The sequence below is a fragment of the Bradyrhizobium sp. NBAIM08 genome (genome assembly GCF_020193935.1).
Taxonomy (GTDB): Bacteria; Pseudomonadota; Alphaproteobacteria; order Rhizobiales; family Xanthobacteraceae; genus Bradyrhizobium; species Bradyrhizobium yuanmingense.
This window is the reverse complement of sequence record NZ_JADYVR010000003.1, coordinates 543,865-563,233: the sequence shown is the minus strand read 5'-3', so window position 1 is coordinate 563,233 and position 19,369 is coordinate 543,865. Positions and strand designations below refer to the sequence as shown.

Genomic DNA, 19,369 nt, shown 5'->3' with positions numbered 1-19,369 from the left:
CGAGCGGGGTGCCTCTACGCCGCGCGGACCGATTCCAGGAACTGCGCGACCTCGACCTTCAGGCGGGTGCTGTCGGTCGCCAGCGACTTCGCCGCCGACAGCACTTCACTCGAGGCCGAGCCGGTCTCGATCGCACCGCGCTGCACGTTGGTGATGTTGGACGACACTTCCTGCGTGCCGAGCGAGGCCTGCTGAACGTTGCGCGAAATCTCCTGCGTGGCCGCGCCCTGCTCCTCGACGGCGGCGGCGATCGCCGCGGACACCTCCGACAGCCGCTCGATGGTGCCGCCGATCTCCTGGATGGCGTTGACGGATTCTTGCGTCGCCGCCTGGATGCCCGAGACCTGCGCCCCGATTTCGCCGGTCGCTTTCGCGGTCTGCTCGGCCAGTGCCTTGACCTCGGAGGCGACGACGGCAAAGCCGCGGCCGGCTTCGCCCGCGCGCGCCGCCTCGATGGTCGCGTTCAGCGCCAGCAGGTTGGTCTGGCCCGCGATGGTGTTGATGAGCTCGACGACGTCGCCGATGCGGGCGGCCGCCTGCGACAGCGCGTTGACGCGCTCGTTGGTCCGCGCCGCCTGCTCGACCGCTTCCGCTGCCATCCGCGCCGAATCCTGCACGCGGCGGCTGATCTCGGTGATAGAGGACGACAGCTCCTCGGAGGCCGAGGCCACCGCCTGGACGTTGGTGGAAGCTTCTTCCGACGCCGCCGCAACGACGGTTGCGAGCTCCTGGCCGCGCTGCGCGGTGCCGCTCAGCGTCGCCGCGGAGGCCTCGAGCTCGGTCGAGGCCGACGACACGGTCTCGACGACCTCCCCAATCATGACCTCGAAATTGCGGGTGATGGCATCGACACGTCGGCCGCGTTCGATCTTGGCCTCGGCGTCGCGCGCCGCCGCAGCGTCGGCCGCCTTCTTGGCGATCAGCGCCTCCTTGAAGATCTGGAGCGCATCCGCCATCGAGCCGATCTCGGTCTTCTCGCCGCGATGCGGCACCTCCACCGCAAGGTCGCCCTCGCCGAGCGACTGCATCGGGCGGATGATCGAAGCGATGCCACGCGAGACGTCGCGCACGAGATAGTAGGCGGCGCCGATCGCGATCACGACGGAGGCCACGATGATCCCGACCAGCACACGGAAGATCGTAGCGTAGCTGTCGGCGGCCTGCTTCGTCTCCAGCTCGGCGCCCTGATTGTTCATTTCGATGCCCTTCTGGAGCAGCGGATCGGCGGCCTGAGCCATCTTCGCGACCTTGGTCTGCAACATCTCGTTGGCATCGGTCGGGAAGCGGCCGACACTCTTGCGCGACAGCGCCATTACATCCTGCACGCCGTTCAGGTACTCGGCCCAGGCCTTGGTCCATTGCTCGTAGAGCGAGCGCTCCTCTGCGCGCGTGATCAGCGGCTCGTAGATCTTGCGGGTCTTCTCGATCCGTTCGCGCAAACCTGCCAGGCGCTTCTCGGCAGCCTCCTTGCCTTCGGCAGTATCCTGCATCAGGTGCAGACGCAGCGCGACGCGGAGCTCGTTGATGTCAGCACGCATCGAGCCGAGCGCACGCACGCTCGGCAACCAGCCCTGCGCGATCTCGACCGTATGGGCGTTGATGTTCTGCATCGTGCCGATCGCCATCACGCCGACGCCGGCGAGCGAGAGCACGAGGACCGACAGCACGGTCAGCAGCTTGAAGACGATCGACAACTTCGACATCACGACAATCCCGATGATTACCCTGCAACGCGCACATCGCCTGCGCCACAGACGTCACGACGGACGACCCGGGCGAAGGTCAGTTCAACAATGCTGGCTGGTTCTTTTCCCGAAGGATTGCGCCAATAATCGCAAACAGGCGTTAACAGGAGGCTACGTAAAAATACGGCTCGTGCGCAGCGATCGTGGTTTCTCTGCAACTCTCTGTTGCAGCCGCACCGGCCGTTACGATGCGGACGCTCGCGAAAAGGCACGTGTCAGGCCGCGCGCACGGTATCGAGGAACTTTCCGACTTCGAGCTTCAGCCGGTTGCTGTCGCCGGACAGCGATTGCGCGGCGCCCAACACCTGCGAGGATGCCGAACCGGTCTCACTCGCGCCGCGCTGCACGTCGGTGATGTTGGACGACACCTGATGGGTGCCCGTCGCCGCCTGCTGCACGTTGCGGGAGATCTCCTGCGTTGCGGCCCCCTGCTCTTCCACCGCGGCTGCGATGGTCGAGGAGATCTCCGACAGCTTCTCGATGGTGTGGCTGATGTCCTTGATCGCGCCGACCGAATGCTCGGTGGCGGTCTGGATGCCGGCGATCTGCTGGCCGATTTCGCCGGTCGCCTTCGCCGTCTGCTCGGCAAGCGCCTTGACCTCCGAAGCGACGACGGCAAAGCCGCGGCCTGCCTCGCCGGCGCGCGCGGCCTCGATGGTTGCATTGAGCGCCAGGAGATTGGTCTGGCCGGCGATGGTGTTGATCAGCTCGACCACGTCGCCGATCCGCGCCGCAGCAGCGGAGAGCTCCCCGACGCGATCGGTCGTGGTGCGAGCCTGGTTCACCGCATCGCCGGCGACGCGGGCGGATTCCTGCACCTGCCGGCTGATCTCGGTGATCGACGACGACAGCTCTTCGGTCGCCGACGCGACCGACTGCACGTTGGTGGACGCTTCCTCGGAAGCGGCAGCAACCATGGTCGTGAGCTCCTGGCCGCGCGCCGCGGTCGCGGTCAGCGTCGAGGCGGAAGCTTCCAGCTCGGTCGCGGCCGAGGACACGGTATCGACGATCTCACCGATCGCGGCTTCAAAGCTGTCAGCCAGCTTGTGCATCTCGGCCTTGCGCTGCGCGGACGCAATCTGGTCCTGCCTGATCTTGGCTTCGGCGTCCTCGCGCGCCTTCTGCTCCGACACGACCTTGAACTTTTCAACGGCCGCCGCGACGCCGCCGACCTCGTCCTTGCGGCCGAGACCGGGCAGAACCACGGAGAAATCGCCGCCGGCGAGCTTGTCCATGGCGACCGTGAGCGCACGGATCGGCCGCGCGATGGTCAGGAACGACATCAGCCAGGAGCCGACGAGGACGAGCATGGCGAGTGCGCCGACCAGGATCGCAAGCTGCTCGCTCGATCTCATTTGTGCCGCGGCCGCGGCATTCTTCTCCTCGGATTTGTGCCTTGCGTAGTCGGCGATCTGGCTGATCAGCACGTCGAGCTCGCCGGCAATCGGCAGGGTCACCTCGCGTGCGATGCGAACGACGTCTTCATTGAGCTTCGCAGCGCGGGCCGCTCCGTCTGCACCGCTGGCGGCCAGGGCTTCGCCGCGCACGCCGGCGATCTGCTGCGCGGCCTTTTCGTAATTCGCAGCCAGCGATCTCAGTTTCTCCATCCGAGCGCGGTTCTCCGCCTCGTGAGAAAGCTTCAGCATTCCATCGACCAGCGCATTCGTCGATTTTTGCTGGTCGCCCAGGTTCTGGACGGCCTTCTGAATGTCAGCCGGGCTATTGGCAAGACGAAGGTCTCGTACCGCGAGCTGCATGCCGCGAACCGCAGCCTCGGCCTTGACTGCGTCGCGCGCGATCTGCTGCTGCGCAAGCGCGCTCTGGCTGCTCTCGCGAATTCCCGCATTGCCGAGCATCTGGCTTGCAATCATGGCCCCAACCAGGAGCACACCGAGCGCCGACGCAATCGCCAGCTTGGTCCCGATCCTCAGATTCTGAACTAGGCTCAACATGGGCATGCTTCCCCCGAAGGAACGCGCAGCCGAGTCATTGTCGGCTTCCCCTGACTGCGCCATTGCCCAAAAAATGAGCTTCTCACATTCCGATTTGGTTAACGAAATCCCTCGCAGAAATACTGACTTTGCACGCTAAATGATTGAGCGCGAAAGGAAATGATCCCGTCATAGTTGTAAATTGCAGCTTCAAGTCGGAGCTAGGACGCTTTACATCCGATGGCCTCGCCGACGAGGCTGATTCGAAAGACCGGCTGCTTGTCCTCATCGAGCAGCTCCATGCACCACTCGGCGTTCGGCTTCAGGCCGCGCGCGATGCCGCTGAGCAGATTGGCGCACACCTCGGTCATCTCGGTCCAGGCGGCTGCGCGATCCTCGAACTCGTACGGCAGGTCGGCGGCGCCGGAATAACGGCCGGTGCTGATGCGGAAGAAATAGAGCGACATGGTTGAACCCTTGCGTGGGACCGCCCCCCGGCGCGCGCAAACTGCGGCCCGAACAGCTACCAAGGCATGAAAGCCGCCGTCCGTATGACTACGGCGCAGGCGGCTTGATGTTCGATGATGCCTTCGACGATCAATGGCGCGGGTTGTCTCGCGCAGGCGAGCTCACTGCGTGGAGCGGCGCAGCTCCAGCGGTCCCTCGTTCTTCGCCGGCTCGGACTTCACCGGCTCGAGCCGGCTGCCCTCGACACGCGGCGTCTCGACGCGCGCGGCAACCTCGGTGTTCGACGCGGCAACCGTGCCGGTGTGCTCCGGCTTGTGCAGCGAGCGCGGCCGCGCTGCAGCGCGCGCCATCAGCATTTGGTTGCCGCCCTGGTGACGGAAGTCGCAATAGGCGAAGCCCATGCCGGACACCGAGCCGCGGAAGCTGCGATCGTCGGTCTTTTCGAGGTTGAAACAGGGCTCGAACGGAATGCCCTTGATCGAGGCGCAAACATTCTGGCCGCGGATCTGGAGCGTATTGCCGGGAAGTCGGAGGTGCTTGACCGGGCCCGAGCCCGAGAATTGCACCGCACCGGCGGCGCCGAGATCGTCGAGGATGCGGCCTGCACCGCGGGTGCCGTCGAAACAGGTGAAGGCGAACACCTTGCCGGCCACGAAGCGGCGCGCCTCGTCGGCGTTCATGCTTCCAGCGATGGCCGGCGCAAACGTCGCTGCCGCCGTGACAGCCCCCAACACAATACGCGCAAGCATGCTCAACTCCGAACCAACCCCCGCAGCGGGCGATGCCTTTATCTCTTTACCCGCTGCTTACCATACGAACCATGGCGAGATTGAAGCAGCTTGGTTGGTAAAGTCTGAACGCCGTCAGACAATTTTTACCACGACGCGGCCGCGAACCTGGCCGGCGAGGATTTTCGCGCCCCAGCCCTGAATCTCGTCGAGCGAAATTTCCTCAGTAATTTCAGAGAGTTTTGTTCGGTCCAGGTCGGAGGCCAAGCGCTGCCAGGCGGCCTTCCGGGGCTCGATTGGGCACATCACCGAATCGATGCCGAGAAGGCACACTCCGCGCAAAATAAACGGCGCCACCGAGGACGGCAGGTCCATGCCGGCGGCCAGGCCGCAGGCCGCGATCGCGCCGCCATATTTCGTCATCGAAAGCAGGTTGGCGAGGGTGGTCGAGCCGACGCTGTCGACGCCGCCGGCCCAGCGCTCCTTGGCGAGGGGTTTTGCCGGCGCCGACAATTCGTTGCGGTCGATGATCTCGGCAGCCCCCAGCTGCTTCAGGTAGTCGGCCTCGGAGGCCCGCCCGGTCGAAGCGATGACGTGGTAGCCGAGCTTCGAGAGCACGGCGATCGCGACCGAGCCGACGCCGCCGGCAGCGCCCGTCACCACGACCGGGCCGCTCTTCGGCGAGATGCCGTGCTTCTCCAGCGCCAGCACCGAGAGCATCGCGGTGAAGCCGGCGGTGCCGATCGCCATGGCGTCGCGCGCCGATAGCCCTTGCGGAAGAGCGACCAGCCAGTCGCCCTTCACCCGCGCCTTCTCGGCATAGGCGCCGAGATGGGTCTCGCCCATGCCCCAGCCGGTGCAGACGACCTTGTCGCCCGCCTTCCACTGTGGATGCGAGGAGGCTTCGACCGTGCCGGCGAAATCGATGCCGGCGATCATCGGGAAGCGGCGCACCACCGGCGCCTTGCCGGTGAGCGCAAGGCCGTCCTTGTAGTTCAGCGTCGACCATTCGACACGGACGGTGACGTCGCCCTCCATCAGCTCGGTTTCGTCGAACTGCGCGAGCTGCGCGGTGGTGCCCTTGTCCGCCTTGTCGATCCTGACAGCCTTGAATGTGGCCACGACTGAACTCCCTGACTTTGTTTGTCGGGGATGTTTAGCTGATCAGGCCGGCTGCGCAACCACCCGCTGGACCGGTTTCTCGACGATTGGAAGATTGATCAGCGCCGAGAGCACGCCGAACAGGATCGAGAGCCACCAGATCGGCGTGTAGGACCCGAACTTTTCGAACACGATGCCCCCGAGCCAGACGCCGAGGAAGCCACCTACCTGATGGCTGACGAAGGCAAAGCCGTAGAGCGTCGCGAGCCAGCGCGTTCCGAACATCAGCGCCACCAGCGCCGAGGTCGGCGGCACCGTCGACAGCCAGGTCAGGCCGGAGATTGCACCGAACGCGATCGCCGAGAACGGCGTGATCGGGAACGAGATGAAAGCGAGGATCGCCAGCGCGCGCGTGAAGTAGATGGCCGAGAGGATGTAGCGCTTGGGAAGGTAGTTCTGGAGATACCCCACGCTGAGCGATCCGATGATGTTGAACAGGCCGATCGCCGCGATCACCCAGCCGCCGGTTTGTGCGGTGATACCGCGATCGACCAGGAACGCCGGCAGATGCACGGTGATGAAGGCGAGCTGAAAGCCGCAGGTGAAGAAGCCCAGCACCAGGAGCACGTAGGAGCGATGACCGAAAGCTTCGGCAAGCGCCTTGGTGATGGTCTGGTCATCCGCGGGCGTTGCGCTGTTCACGCTTGTCACCGGCGGCGTCGAGAGCGCCAGCGACAGCGGGATGATCAGCAGCATCAGGAAGCCGAACACGGAGAGCGCCTGCTGCCAGCCGAAATTGTCGATCAAGGCAACGCCGATCGGTGCGAACAGGAACTGCCCGAACGAACCCGCCGCCGTGCCGGCGCCGAGCGCGATGCCGCGCTTCTCCGCGGGCAAGAGCTTGGTGAAGGCCGACAGAACCAGATTGAACGAACAGCCGGCGAGGCCAAAGCCGATCATCACCCCGGCGCCGATGTTGAGCGACAGCGGCGTCGAGGAATAGCGCATCAAGAGCAGGCCGCCGGCATAGAGCAGCGCGCCGACGCACATCACCCGGAACAGGCCGAAGCGATCCGCGACCGCACCGGCGAACGGCTGGCCCAGTCCCCACAACAGATTCTGCACGGCGATGGCGAGGCCGAACACGTCACGGCCCCAGCTGAATTCGTGACTCATCGGCTGCACGAAGAAGCCGAGCGCCGAGCGCGGACCGAAACCGAGCATGCCGATGGCACAACCACAGAGGATGATGACGGCCGGGGTACGCCAGTTGGAGGAACGCGAGGCCGGAGCGAGCTCGCCGATCTGTGTCGACATGGTTGTCCTCGTCTTGTCCTTGGCGGAGCCGCAAATCAGCAGCCGCGGGACAGCCCGTTTAATGCATATGCATGAAAATCCCAAGGCAAAAACGATTGCATTCCACGAAGAGCTGACGCGGGAGCATTGCGTTTCAATCCGACCTCGCCTGACAGGTGCGCGGTGACGGGAATGTGTGCGGCAGGCCCTAGCGATACTCGCGCGTGCGTGCTATCCCTGATTTACTCATATTGAGTATATATGGCTTCTGTCCGGCCTGCTCGGCCGGTTTTCTCGGGCCCATTATATTCTCAAACTGAGCATAATGCCACGCATAATGGCCACACTTGGGAGGCTTCAATGCCGATCACTGCAATTTACGGTCCCGACGACTTTGCCAACCGGCCGCAAGGCCAACCCACCGTCTCCCCGCGCCCCGTCCCGGTGCCTCCGGGACTGACATGGCCGATGCCGTCCCTGGAATGGTCGCCGGCGGTCGAACGCGCCACCGCGCCGCTCTATGACCGCGTCAAGCACGTGATCCCGCCGATCGAATGGCCGCTGATGGCCCCGACGATTCACGCAATCAACGAGCTCAAGCGCGCGCGGGGCGCGGTCATCCTCGCCCACAACTACCAGGCTCCGGAGATCTTTCACTGCGTCGCCGATATCGGCGGCGACTCGCTCCAGCTCGCGGTCGAAGCCACCAAGGTGAAGGCCGGCATCATCGTCCAATGCGGCGTGCACTTCATGGCGGAGACCTCGAAGCTGCTCAATCCGGACAAGACCGTCTTGATCCCGGATTCGCGTGCGGGCTGCTCGCTCGCCGCCAGCATCACCGGTGCGGACGTGCGGCTGCTGCGGGAGAAGTTCCCCGGCGTGCCTGTTGTCGCCTACGTCAACACCTCGGCGGAGGTGAAGGCCGAGGTCGACATCTGCTGCACGTCCTCGAACGCGGTGCAGGTGGTCGAGAGCCTGAACGCCCCGACCGTGATCTTCCTGCCCGACCGATACCTCGCCACTTACGTGGCGTCGAAGACCGACGTGAAGATCATCGCCTGGAAGGGCGCCTGCGAGGTGCACGAGCGATTCACGGGCGAGGAGCTGCGGAGCTTTCGCGAAGCCGATCCGTCCGTGCAGATCATCGCGCATCCGGAATGCCCGCCGGACGTGCTGGCGGAAGCCGACTTCACCGGTTCGACCGCGCACATGATCAACTGGGTACGCGCGAAGCGGCCGCGGCGGCTCGTCATGATCACGGAATGCTCGATGGCCGACAATGTCCGGGCCGAGCTGCCCGACGTGGAGATGCTTCGCCCCTGCAATCTCTGCCCGCACATGAAGCGCATCACGCTCGCCAACATCCTGGAAAGCCTGCTGACGCTTGGCGAGGAGGTGACGATCGACCCCGCGCTCGCGGAACGCGCGCGGCGCTCGGTCCAGCGCATGATCAATCTGAGCAATTGAGGGCGAGCAACATGCAATACGACATCCACGACCCCGCCAGCACCGACGACGTCGTCATCATTGGCGGCGGTCTTGCCGGACTGTTCTGCGCGCTGAAGCTCGCGCCGCGGCCGGTGACCTTGATCTCGGCGGCACCGCTCGGGCGCGGCGCGTCCTCGGCATGGGCGCAAGGCGGCATAGCGGCGGCCGTCGCCGAAGGCGATACGCCGGAGGCACACGCTGCCGATACCGTCGCGGTCGGCGGCGGCCTCGTCGACGAAGCCGTTGCGCTCGGCATTGCGCGGGAGGCTGCGCCGCGCATCCACGATCTTCTCGCCTATGGCGTGCCGTTCGACCGCGATCTCGACGGCAGGCTTGCGGTCGGACGCGAAGCTGCGCATTCCGCGAGTCGCATCGTGCATGTGCGCGGCGATGGCGCCGGCGCCGCGATCATCGCGGCCTTGAGCGAGGCCGCGCGCCGCACGCCCTCGATCCGCCTGATGGAAGGCTTCGTCGCCGAAGCACTGCTGACCGAGGACGGCGCGGTCACCGGGCTTCAATTGCGCGAGGCCGGCAATCCCGCGGCACGGCCGCTCGTGCTCGCCTCGCGCGCGGTCGTGCTTGCGACCGGTGGGCTCGGCCATCTCTACGCCGTCACCACCAACCCGTCGGAAGCGAGCGGCTCGGGCCTTGCGATCGCCGCCCGCGCCGGCGCCGTGATTGCCGATCCTGAATTCGTGCAGTTCCACCCGACCGCCATCATGGTCGGCCGCGACCCGGCACCGCTCGCCACCGAAGCCCTGCGCGGCGAAGGTGCAACGCTGATCAATGGCAACGGCGAGCGCTTCATGAGCGCCCGCCACCCGCTCGCGGAGCTCGCGCCGCGCGATATCGTGGCCCGCGGCGTGTTCGCCGAGATCGCGGCCGGGCGCGGCGCCTTCCTCGATGCGCGACAGGCGCTGGGCGCGCGTTTCGCGACGAGTTTTCCGACCGTGCATGCGAGCTGCATCGCTGCCGGCATCGATCCCGCGGCGCAGCCGATTCCGATCGCGACGGCCGCGCATTACCACATGGGCGGCATCGCGGTGGACGCGCGCGGTCGCAGCTCGATCGACGGTCTCTGGGCCGCCGGAGAAGTCTCCTCCACGGGCGCGCATGGCGCCAACCGGCTTGCCTCGAATTCCCTGCTCGAAGCCGTCGTCTATGCCGCCCGCATTGCCGATGACATCGCCGGCCGCACCGTGTCCCCGCCGGCACGCCTTCCCGACTCTTTGGTGACACCACGCGCCGGCACGCCGGATGCTGCGGAGGTGAAGCGGCTGCGCGCAATGATGAGCGCGCATGTCGGCGTGATCCGCGACGGTGATGGGCTTGCGCAAGCCGTGCGCCATTTCGCCAGACTCGAGCGCGAGGCCGGACACGGCGTCCTCGGCAACATGGCGATTTCGGCCCTGCTCGTCGCCGCTGCGGCCTGGACACGGCGCGAAAGCCGCGGTGCGCATTGCCGTTCCGATCATCCGGCCGAAAACCCAGCGCTGGCGCAGAGAACGATGACCACGCTCGCCGCGGCGCGCGAGGTCGCGGAGAGCCTCGACGAGCGCCCGCGGCCACGCCTTGCGCAATCCATGATCGCCTGAAGGAGGCCCCATGATCACCCCGACCTCACTGCTCTATCCCGATGCCTTCCTCTCGCCGCTCGCGATCGAGGCGGCCGTTGAGCGCGCGCTCGACGAGGATCTCGGCCGCGCCGGCGACATCACCTCGCTGGCGACGATCCCGGAGGCGACGCGCGCGCAAGCCATCCTGGTCGCGCGCCAGTCCGGCGTGATCGCCGGATTGCCGCTGGCGCTCGCGACCTTGCAGAAGCTTTCGCCCGAGATCGAGGTGCGCGCACATGTCCGCGATGCCGCGCGGGTTGCGCGCGGCCAGCACGTGCTGACGATCTCGGGCCCGGCGCGCGCCATTCTCACGGCGGAGCGCACCGCGCTGAACTTCGTCGGCCGGCTGTCGGGCATCGCCACGCTCACCGCGGACTATGTCGCCCGCACCGAAGGCACCAGGATGCGCATCTGCTGCACGCGCAAGACCACGCCGGGATTGCGGGCGCTGGAGAAATACGCGGTGCGCTGCGGCGGCGGCTTCAACCACCGCTTCGGGCTCGACGATGCGATCCTGATCAAGGACAACCACATTGCGGTGGCCGGCGGCATCCGCCCGGTGCTGGAGCGCGCCCGCGCCCATGCCGGCCATCTCGTCAAGATCGAGATCGAGGTCGACACGCTGGCGCAGCTGCGCGAGGTGCTCGAGAGCGGGATGGCCGATGCGGTGCTGCTCGATAATATGGACCTTGCGACGCTGCGCGAGGCGGTGAGGCTCAACGCGGGCCGCGTCGCGCTGGAGGCGTCCGGCGGCGTCACGCTGGACACGATCGCCGCCATCGCGGCCACCGGCGTCGACTATGCGTCGGCCGGCGCCCTGACGCATTCTGCGCCGAATTTCGATTGTGCGCTGGACATCGAGGCGTGATGGCACCTCTCGCGTCATGGCCGGGCTTGTCCCGGCCATCAACGTCATGCGTTACGAAGAACGTGGATGCCCGGGACAAGCCCGGGCATGACGATCACTTGTAGGAGCTACCGCCGCTCGCCCAACTCCGCGGAGCTCTTGGCTTCCTGCGCGAGCGCGGCGGAGAGCGCGGCGGTTTGCGCCGGCGTGCCCCAGCTCGGCAACTCGCTGCCGTCGCCCCAATTGCGCGGCCGATAGAAGGTGTGCACGCCGGTCTTGTACAGCTTCTTCATCTCGGCGACCCAGGACGGGCGGACCCAATAGGCATGGTAATGCGTGGACTTGCCGACCTCGGGCAGCCAGATCTGTCCGTCGAGCATCGCCTTGGAGATCTTCTTGGCGCGCTCCCACATTTCGGGTTCGCGGATCACGTCGGCATTGTTGTCGCAGGCGAAGGTGAACTGACAGGCCAGGTGACGGTGCTTGTTCTGATAGACCGCGCCGCATACGGTGTCAGGATATTTGCCGGAGAAGACGCGGTTCATCACCACTTGCGCCACCGCAATCTGGCCGCGCACGGCTTCGCCGCGGGCCTCGAAATAGACGGCTTCGGCAAGACACTTCTCGGACTTGGCGCGCGACTTGTCGTCGAGCGCGAGCCGCTCCGCCGGCGACTTGCCGCGCTGGTTGTCGGCGTTGACCTCGCCCTTGGGCGCGACGCTCTCGCCGCTCTCGATGTCCTTGGCGATCTCCGCCGTCGGCGGGGTCAGCGAGGCCGTCACCTTCATGTCGGGGTCGGGCATCACGATCAGCGGCTCGGCGCCGGGCTGCCAGCTCTCGATGGTCTCGATCTGGCCGCCCAGCGAGGAGCTGCCGAAGAAAAGGCTCGATGTCTTGACGCTGAAAGGATCGCGCGCGGGAGCAGCCGGCGCCGTGGCGTGCTTCAGCGCTTCCAGCGGCTGCACCGCGAACGCGCGCGCAGCCTCGCTCGCCTGCGGCGGATTGGAATATTGCGGCAGCGGCGGCGCGCGCATCGCCTCCTGCAGCTCGGGATCGAGCGGGGCCGCGGATTCCGGCGACATCGCCGGCGGCCATGCGGCGGTCTTGGCGCCGAACACCGAGCTGTTCGAGGTAGCGGGATCTTCCTTGGCTGGTGCTGCAGCCGGCGCGGCCGTCTCAGGCGACTGCGTCGGCGCGACGATTGCGAGGCGATCGCCCTTCAGGGCGCGATCGACCTTGGGAAAGTCGGATGCGTGGTAGCGCGGCGGTGCCTGAAGCGCCGGATTGCGGCGGATTGCGCCGGTGACGTCGCCGCCGTCGAGGCTCGCGAGCCGAACCATCGCGCTCTGCGGAACCGAGGTGCCGATGGGGCGGGAAAAACTGTAGGTGGCAAGCTGGATCGAGGACGCAGCGGAGAACACCTGCTTCTGCCACCGCTCGGCGACGCCGGGTTGGCGCGCCAGCAACGAGGCAATGTCCTGATAGCCGGTCTCTCTCGGCATCAATGCGAAGATGCAGAGACCGATGCCAAAGGACGCGAACCGCGCGCCCTTCGGATGGTTACGCAACACAGACATCGATACGCTCACGCTACGCTTACGCTGGTTCGATCGAACTCAGTACATCCGTGCAATTCGATCTTTATTGTGAGTATCCAATTTAGGTTGCCGGGGCGTTAATCGGCGTTGCGCAGGCGGCACACTCAAGCGAATGCAGGTGTTTTCACGGGGCGACGTCGCGCATTGGTAAATGCGGCCTCACGTGAAGCGGTAAACATCGGGTCAACGCGAATGGTGAAGGAGCTCTTGCGCCCCCGCGTACCATCACGGGAAGCTGTTGGGGGAGCGCCTGTGCGATGACGACGGTTGCGAGGGGCCAACGCGCCCCTCACTCGGCGATCAGCTTCAACCACTCGTCTTCGGTCAGCACCTTGACGCCGTGCTTGTTGGCGTCCGCGAGCTTCGAGCCGGCGCCGGGGCCCGCGACGACGAGATCGGTCTTTTTCGAAACCGAGCCCGACACCTTGGCCCCGAGCCGCTCGGCCGTCGCCTTGGCTTCATCCCGTGTCATCTTCTCCAGCGAGCCCGTGAACACCACGGTCTTGCCGGCGACGGCCGAATTGCTCTTCGGCTTCTCGGCGTCGACGATCTCGACCTCCTTGGTCAGGCGTTCGACAATGCCGCGATTGTGACTCTCGCCGAAATAATCGGCGATGCTCCTGATCACGGTGTCGCCGATCTGGTCGAGCGCGTCCATGTCCGCGATCGCCTCCTCGTCGCCCTTGGCAACCTTGAGGCAGGCATCATGGAAGGCGTCCCACGAGCCGTAGCCGCGCGCCAGCGCCAGCGCCGTGGTCTCGCCGACATGGCGCATGCCGAGCGCGAAGATGAAGCGCTCCAGCGCGATTCTGCGCCGGCTCTCGATGGCGCCGAACAGGTTGCGCACGGAGGTCGCGCCGTAGCCTTCGATCTCCTCGAGCTTGAGTTTCGCGTTGCGCTTCTCCAGCGTGAAGATGTCGGCGGGCTCCTTCACCCAGCCCTCGTCGAAGAAGTACTGGAGCTGCTTCTCGCCGAGGCCGTCGATGTCGAAGGCCCGCCGCGACACGAACAGCTTCAGATGCTCGATCTTCTGATAGGGACATGCGAACTCGCCAGTGCAGCGGGCGCGCGAGCCCTCCTCGCCCGTCGCCGTCTCCTCGCGCACGACGTCGGTGTGCAGCGGACACGGGCACTTCTTCGGGAAGTGGAATTCCCTGGCGGTCTTCGGCCGCTTGTCGAGGACGACGTCGACCACCTGCGGGATGACGTCGCCGGCGCGCTGAATCACCACGGTGTCACCGATCCTGATCTCGCGCCCCTCGCGCAGCACCTCGCCCTTGTTGCCGATGCCCTTGATGTAGTCCTCGTTGTGCAGCGTGACGTTCTGCACGATGACGCCTCCGACGCCCACCGGCTCGAGCTTGCCGACCGGCGTGAACGAGCCGGTGCGGCCGACCTGGATCTCGATGTCCCGCAGCACCGTCATGGCGCGCTCGGCCGGGAATTTGTGCGCGATACCCCAGCGCGGCGTGCGCGAGACGAAGCCGAGCCGCTCCTGCCAGTCGATGCGGTCGATCTTGTAGACGACGCCGTCGATGTCGTAGTCGAGCCGCGCGCGCTGCTCCTCGATCGCATGATGAAAGGCGAGCAGTTCCTCGACCGAGTGACAGAGCTTGGTGAGCGGATTGGTCTTGAAACCGCAGCGCTCGAACCAGCCGATCATGCCGCTCTGCGTGTCTTCCGGCATCGCGCTCATCTGCCCCCAGGCATAGGCGAAGAACCCGAGCGGACGGGAGGCGGTGATGGTCGGGTCCTTCTGGCGGAGCGAGCCGGCGGCCGAATTGCGCGGATTGGCGAAGATGGTGTCGCCTGCCGCCTTCTGCCGTTCGTTGAGCGCCAGGAACGCCTTCTTAGTCATGTAGACTTCGCCGCGCACCTCGCAGATGTCGGGGATGTTGCGGCCCTTCAGCTTCTGCGGCACGTCTTCGAGCGTGCGGATGTTGGCGGTGACGTCCTCGCCAACCGCACCGTCGCCGCGCGTCGCGGCGGTGACGAGCTCGCCGCCCTCATAGCGCAGCGACATCGAGAGGCCGTCGATCTTCGGCTCGGCGGAGAAGCCGATCTTGTCGTCGTCGAGCTTCAGGAAGCGCACGATGCGGCCGACGAAGTCGCGCACGTCCTCCTCCGCAAAGGCGTTGTCGAGCGACAGCATGGGCACGGCATGCGGGACTTTCTTGAAGCGCCCTGACGGCGCGGCGCCGACCTTCTGCGAGGGCGAGTCCGCGGTGACGAACTCGGGAAAACGCGCCTCGATCGCGTTGAGGCGCTGGCGCAGCGCGTCGTATTCGGCGTCGGTGACGGTGGGCGCGTCCTCCTGATAGTAGCGATCGTTGTGCCCCTCGATCTCGAGGGCGAGCCGCTTATGCTCGACCTTGGCCTGCGCCTTGGTGAGCTCGGCGACGTCGCGTAGCGGTGTTGCTTTGGATTTTGCTGCTCTGGCCATGGTGCTTGGATACGACGGAGCGGGCGGGAGGGTAAAGGCTTGTGGAAATCTCGTGCCCCGGGCGCAGCGCAGCGCTCCTTCAGCGGTGCGCTGCAGAGCCGGGGCCCATGCCGCGGCAGGCATTCTGGGTCCCGGCTCGCGCTACGCGCGTCCGGGACACAAGCCTAAGCCGTCGCCGCCTTGAGCAGCCGTTCCGCCGCAGCCCTCGCCTCGGCCGTGATCTCGGCGCCGGCGAGCATGCGGGCGATCTCCTCGCGGCGGTGGTCGGCGGCGAGCGCATTGACGCGGGTGGCGACGCGCTTGCCCTTGTCGAGGGCGTCCTTGGAGATGAGCAGGTGCTGGTCGGCGCGGGCGGCGACCTGCGGGGCGTGGGTCACGGCCATGACCTGGACCTTGCCGGCAAGCCGCGCCAGGCGCCCGCCGATGGCGTCCGCGACCGCGCCGCCGACGCCGGTGTCGATCTCGTCGAAGACGAGCGTCGGCGCCGAGCCGCGGTCGGACAGCACGACCTTGAGCGCGAGCAGGAAGCGCGACAGCTCGCCGCCGGAAGCGACCTTCATCAAGGGCCCCGGTCTGGTGCCCGGATTGGTCTGCACCCAGAACTCGACGCGATCGAAACCTTGCGGCCCGGGCGCAGCCTCGTCGGTCTCGACCTGGGTCATGAACCTCGCGCGTTCGAGCTTGAGCGGGGCAAGCTCGGCATTGACCGCCTTGTTGAGCTTCTCGGCCGACTTCTGCCGCGCCAGCGACAGCTTCTTGGCGGCCGCCGCATAGCGGCTGTCCGCCTCGATCGCGGCCTGCTCCAACTTCTTCAAGCGCGAGGCGCCGGCATCGATCAGGACGACGTCGGCGGCGTATTTGGCGGCCAGCGCGGCGAGGCCGTCAACCGGGGTCGAATATTTGCGAGACGCCGCACGCAAAGCAAAAAGCCGTTCCTCGATGCGCTCGAGCTCGGCCGGATCGAAATCAGTTGCGGCCAGCGCCGCCTGGAGATGCTGATCGGCCTCCTCCAGCGCGTTGATCGCCGCGTCGATTGCCTTTACCGCGGGCTCGACCAGCGCCGGCGAGTTGACGCCGCGGCGCTCCAGCCGGCGCACCGCCGCCGAGAGCGCGGCAACCGGCGAATGATTGCCGCCGACCGCCTCCTGCGCCTCGCGCAGGTCGGAGGCGATCTTCTCGCCCTGCATCATGGTGGTGCGGCGGGAGGCCAATGCGGTTTCCTCGCCGTCCTTGGGCGCGAGCTGCTTCAGCTCGTCGGAGGCGTGGCGCAGATAATCGGCCTCGCGCGCCGCGCGCTCCATGGCGGCGCGATGCTCCTCCAGCGCGGTGTTGGCGGTGCGGCGCGCATCCCAGAGCGCTTCGACGGCCGCGACGTCCTTCTCGAGGCCGGCAAAAGCGTCGAGCAGGCGGCGGTGGGTGGCGGCATCGACCAGCGCGCGCTCGTCGTGCTGGCCGTGGATCTCGACCAGGGCGGTGCCGACCGCCTTCAGCGTCTGCACGCTGATCGATTGGTCGTTGATGAAGGCGCGGGTGCGGCCGTCGGCGAGCTGCACGCGCCGGAGAATCATCTCGCCGGTGTCGTCGAGGCCATTCTCGGCCAGTATCTTCGTCGCAGGGTGATTCTTCGGGACATCGAACACGGCCGTGACCTGCCCCTGCTCCGCGCCGTGACGCACGAGGCCGGCGTCGCCGCGGCCGCCGAGCGCCAGCGCAAAGGCATCGAGCAGGATGGATTTGCCCGCACCGGTCTCGCCGGTCAAAACCGCGAGGCCGGAGGCGAATTCGATATCGAGCCGTTCGATCAGGACGATGTCACGGATCGACAGACGCGCCAGCATGGAACCAAATTTCCTAGCCGAGACCCATCTTCTTGAAGGTCCGGCTGATCCAGGACCCCTGATTCTCGCTCGGCTCGAGACCGCCGGATTTTACAAGATTATAGGCGTCCTTGTACCAGCGGCTGTCAGGAAAATTGTGCCCAAGCACCGCCGCCGCGGTCTGCGCTTCGCCAACGATGCCGATCGCCATATAGGCCTCGGTGAGCCGGAACAGCGCCTCCTCGACATGGCGAGTGGTCTGGTACTGCGTCACGACGGTCTTGTAACGATTGATGGCGGCCGTGTAGTCGCGCTTCTGGGCGTAGTAGCGGCCGACATTCATTTCCTTGCCGGCGAGCTGGTCGCGCGCGCCCTCGATCTTGGCCTTGGCCGAGGTCGCATATTCCGAGTTCGGATATTTGCGCACCACCTCTTCCAGTGCGGCGATCGCCTTTTCGGTGCGGGTCTGGTCGCGGCTGATGTCCGGGATCTGGTCGTAATGGGAGGCGGCGATCAGGTATTGCGCATAGGCCGCATCCGGGCTGCCGGGATGCAGCGTGACGTAGCGGGTGGCGGCACCGATGCAGCCGTCATAATCGCCGCCCTGATAGGACGCATAGGCCGACATCAGCAGCGATTTGCGGGCCCAGTCGGAATAAGGATGCTGACGGTCGACCTCTTCGAACTTCTTGTTCGCCGCCTTCATGTCCTTCTTCTCGTTCATGAGGTACAGGCCCTCATTGTAGATCTTGTCGGCGGGCTCCTCGACGAAGGTGTCATCCTTGGCGGTGAACTTGTCCCAGAGCGCGCCCGTGCCGCATCCGGCGAGCGGCAGCGCAAGAACGATGAAGGTGACGGCCTGAATCAGCCCGCGGGCTCGCGACGAGACCGAAAAAAATCCGCGCGTCATACGCTGTGCCGACATGAGTTTAAGCCCTGACGCCCTGTGATGCGGTGTCCGCCAGCCCACGAACCCCTCATGGGCGCGAAATGTAACCGTGGTGCCTGCCACGCGACCACGCCGATGTATCCGAAAAACGATCGTTAACGAACCGGATAGGGAGGCATTTCGCCCGGATTAAGGCGAACCTGCCGCAATGCTAGCCGATCATGGTTACCAGGAGTTTCCCGGGGCCGCCAACCACGTTCCGAAGGCGACAGGCCGCGTCAGGACACATCCGGTCCGAAGGCCGCAGCGACCCGGCCGCCGACGATGCCACGACCGACCTCGCCCACGGCACGCGTGGTGCGGCGGGCAGCCTCGCCCTCGACCACCCGCCAGGCGGTCCGGTCGGCGAGCAGCGCCGTCAAGACGGCGTGGTTGAGCTTATGACCGCCACGCACCGAGCGGTAGGCGCCAAGCAGCGGCAGGCCGGCCAGCGAAAGGTCGCCGATCACGTCCAGCACCTTGTGACGGGCGCATTCATCGGCGTAGCGCAGGCCCTCGGTGTTGAGCAGCCGCTCGTCGTCGAACACGACCGTGTTGTCGAAGGAGGCGCCGAGGGCATAGCCGGCGCTCCAGAGCCGCGCGACGTCGCACATCAGGCCGAAGGTCCGGGCCCGGCCGACTTCACGGCGGAAACCTTCCGGATTGAGGTCGAAGGCGTAAGCCTGCTGGCCGATGACGGGATTGGTGAAATCGATCTCGACCTCGACGCGGAACCCGTTGGTGTGGGGCCTGACCTCGCCGAAGGAGTCGCCGATCTTGACCGAGATCGGCTTCAGAACCTGGATGAAACGGCGCTGCGCCGGCTGGGTGACGATGCCGGCCTGGTCGATTGCCGCGATGAAGGCGGCGGCGCTGCCGTCCATGATCGGGACTTCGGGACCGTCGATCTCGATCGTGGCGTTGTCGACACCCATTCCCCGCAGTGCAGCAAGCACATGCTCGGCAGTGGACACGAGCGGACCGTTGCGGTCGCCGAGGACCGTGGCAAAGTCAGTCGCAATCACTTGCTCGGCGGTGGCCTGAACTTCGCGGTCACTTCCCTCAAGTCCGGTCCGGACAAAAATAAAACCCGCGTCGACAGGCGCAGGCCCAAGCGTGAGAGTGACGGGAAGACCGGAATGAACGCCCACGCCTGCCACAGAGGCTTGCGCACGAAGCGTTGTTTGCCGGCTAAATTTCATCAGGAACCCGCCCCACTAAGACCCACTGCGACTTATACGAGACCTGCTTGGCCGGCCAGAGCCGACGCTACCGAATCTCCGTATCCCCAAGTCACGGCAAACCATAGTTGCAGCCTCAAACAGCGCCAACTCACGCTTTTTTACCGATTGTTACCCCAAAC

At 65.9% G+C, this 19,369-nt stretch carries 14 protein-coding genes; 3 read left to right on the top strand and 11 right to left on the bottom strand.

The window, feature by feature from the left end; all coding sequences use genetic code 11:
- Positions 1 to 14: 14 nt before the first annotated feature.
- The 6 genes from I6F37_RS13510 to I6F37_RS13485 all read right to left on the bottom strand — a co-directional run bounded on the left by I6F37_RS13510 (position 15) and on the right by I6F37_RS13485 (position 7,290).
- Positions 15 to 1,703 (bottom strand): methyl-accepting chemotaxis protein, encoded by a 1,689-nt coding sequence (locus tag I6F37_RS13510; RefSeq protein WP_036038279.1) that lies wholly within the window; start codon positions 1,701 to 1,703, stop codon positions 15 to 17.
- A 257-nt stretch (positions 1,704 to 1,960) separates the two neighbouring features.
- Positions 1,961 to 3,697, bottom strand: coding sequence for a methyl-accepting chemotaxis protein (locus I6F37_RS13505; protein ID WP_051056864.1), 1,737 nt, complete (start codon positions 3,695 to 3,697; stop codon positions 1,961 to 1,963).
- Positions 3,698 to 3,897: 200 nt separating this feature from the next.
- A complete protein-coding gene (locus I6F37_RS13500) occupies positions 3,898 to 4,143 on the bottom strand; it encodes a hypothetical protein (RefSeq protein ID WP_036003604.1) in 246 nt (81 codons plus the stop codon).
- Between the two features lie 162 nt (positions 4,144 to 4,305).
- Positions 4,306 to 4,893, bottom strand: coding sequence for a hypothetical protein (locus I6F37_RS13495; RefSeq protein WP_036003601.1), 588 nt, complete (start codon positions 4,891 to 4,893; stop codon positions 4,306 to 4,308).
- Between the two features lie 114 nt (positions 4,894 to 5,007).
- A complete protein-coding gene (locus I6F37_RS13490) occupies positions 5,008 to 5,994 on the bottom strand; it encodes an MDR family oxidoreductase (RefSeq protein WP_036003598.1) in 987 nt (328 codons plus the stop codon).
- A gap of 42 nt (positions 5,995 to 6,036) precedes the next feature.
- Positions 6,037 to 7,290: an MFS transporter gene (locus I6F37_RS13485; RefSeq protein ID WP_057026913.1), complete on the bottom strand. Its 1,254-nt coding sequence runs from the start codon at positions 7,288 to 7,290 to the stop codon at positions 6,037 to 6,039.
- Positions 7,291 to 7,629: 339 nt separating this feature from the next.
- Between I6F37_RS13485 and nadA the strand changes: the two genes are divergently transcribed.
- Genes nadA through nadC form a run of 3 tightly spaced genes read left to right on the top strand, consistent with a single transcriptional unit; the run spans position 7,630 to position 11,241 of the window.
- The gene (gene nadA, locus I6F37_RS13480; RefSeq protein WP_225151472.1) at positions 7,630 to 8,736 is read left to right on the top strand and encodes a quinolinate synthase NadA; all 1,107 of its coding nucleotides are present in this window, start codon (positions 7,630 to 7,632) and stop codon (positions 8,734 to 8,736) included.
- Positions 8,737 to 8,747: 11 nt separating this feature from the next.
- Complete coding sequence (locus I6F37_RS13475; protein ID WP_225151470.1) at positions 8,748 to 10,352, top strand: L-aspartate oxidase; 1,605 nt, start codon at positions 8,748 to 8,750, stop codon at positions 10,350 to 10,352.
- Positions 10,353 to 10,362: 10 nt separating this feature from the next.
- On the top strand, positions 10,363 to 11,241 hold the full coding sequence (gene nadC / locus I6F37_RS13470) for a carboxylating nicotinate-nucleotide diphosphorylase (RefSeq protein WP_036003588.1): 879 nt from the start codon (positions 10,363 to 10,365) through the stop codon (positions 11,239 to 11,241).
- A 107-nt stretch (positions 11,242 to 11,348) separates the two neighbouring features.
- On the opposite strand, the gene I6F37_RS13465 is transcribed toward nadC, so the two are convergent.
- From I6F37_RS13465 to lpxC, 5 genes are all read right to left on the bottom strand, one after another.
- The gene (locus I6F37_RS13465; RefSeq protein ID WP_225151468.1) at positions 11,349 to 12,797 is read right to left on the bottom strand and encodes a cell wall hydrolase; all 1,449 of its coding nucleotides are present in this window, start codon (positions 12,795 to 12,797) and stop codon (positions 11,349 to 11,351) included.
- A gap of 310 nt (positions 12,798 to 13,107) precedes the next feature.
- The gene (gene ligA, locus I6F37_RS13460) at positions 13,108 to 15,261 is read right to left on the bottom strand and encodes an NAD-dependent DNA ligase LigA (RefSeq protein ID WP_225151466.1); all 2,154 of its coding nucleotides are present in this window, start codon (positions 15,259 to 15,261) and stop codon (positions 13,108 to 13,110) included.
- Between the two features lie 164 nt (positions 15,262 to 15,425).
- Positions 15,426 to 17,099 carry a DNA repair protein RecN gene (gene recN, locus I6F37_RS13455; RefSeq protein ID WP_036003579.1) on the bottom strand — a complete coding sequence of 558 codons (1,674 nt, stop codon included), beginning with the start codon at positions 17,097 to 17,099 and terminating at the stop codon, positions 15,426 to 15,428.
- Between the two features lie 13 nt (positions 17,100 to 17,112).
- The gene (locus I6F37_RS13450; protein ID WP_036003576.1) at positions 17,113 to 18,003 is read right to left on the bottom strand and encodes an outer membrane protein assembly factor BamD; all 891 of its coding nucleotides are present in this window, start codon (positions 18,001 to 18,003) and stop codon (positions 17,113 to 17,115) included.
- Between the two features lie 242 nt (positions 18,004 to 18,245).
- Positions 18,246 to 19,208 carry a UDP-3-O-acyl-N-acetylglucosamine deacetylase gene (gene lpxC / locus I6F37_RS13445; protein ID WP_109144668.1) on the bottom strand — a complete coding sequence of 321 codons (963 nt, stop codon included), beginning with the start codon at positions 19,206 to 19,208 and terminating at the stop codon, positions 18,246 to 18,248.
- Between the last annotated feature and the right edge of the window lie 161 nt (positions 19,209 to 19,369).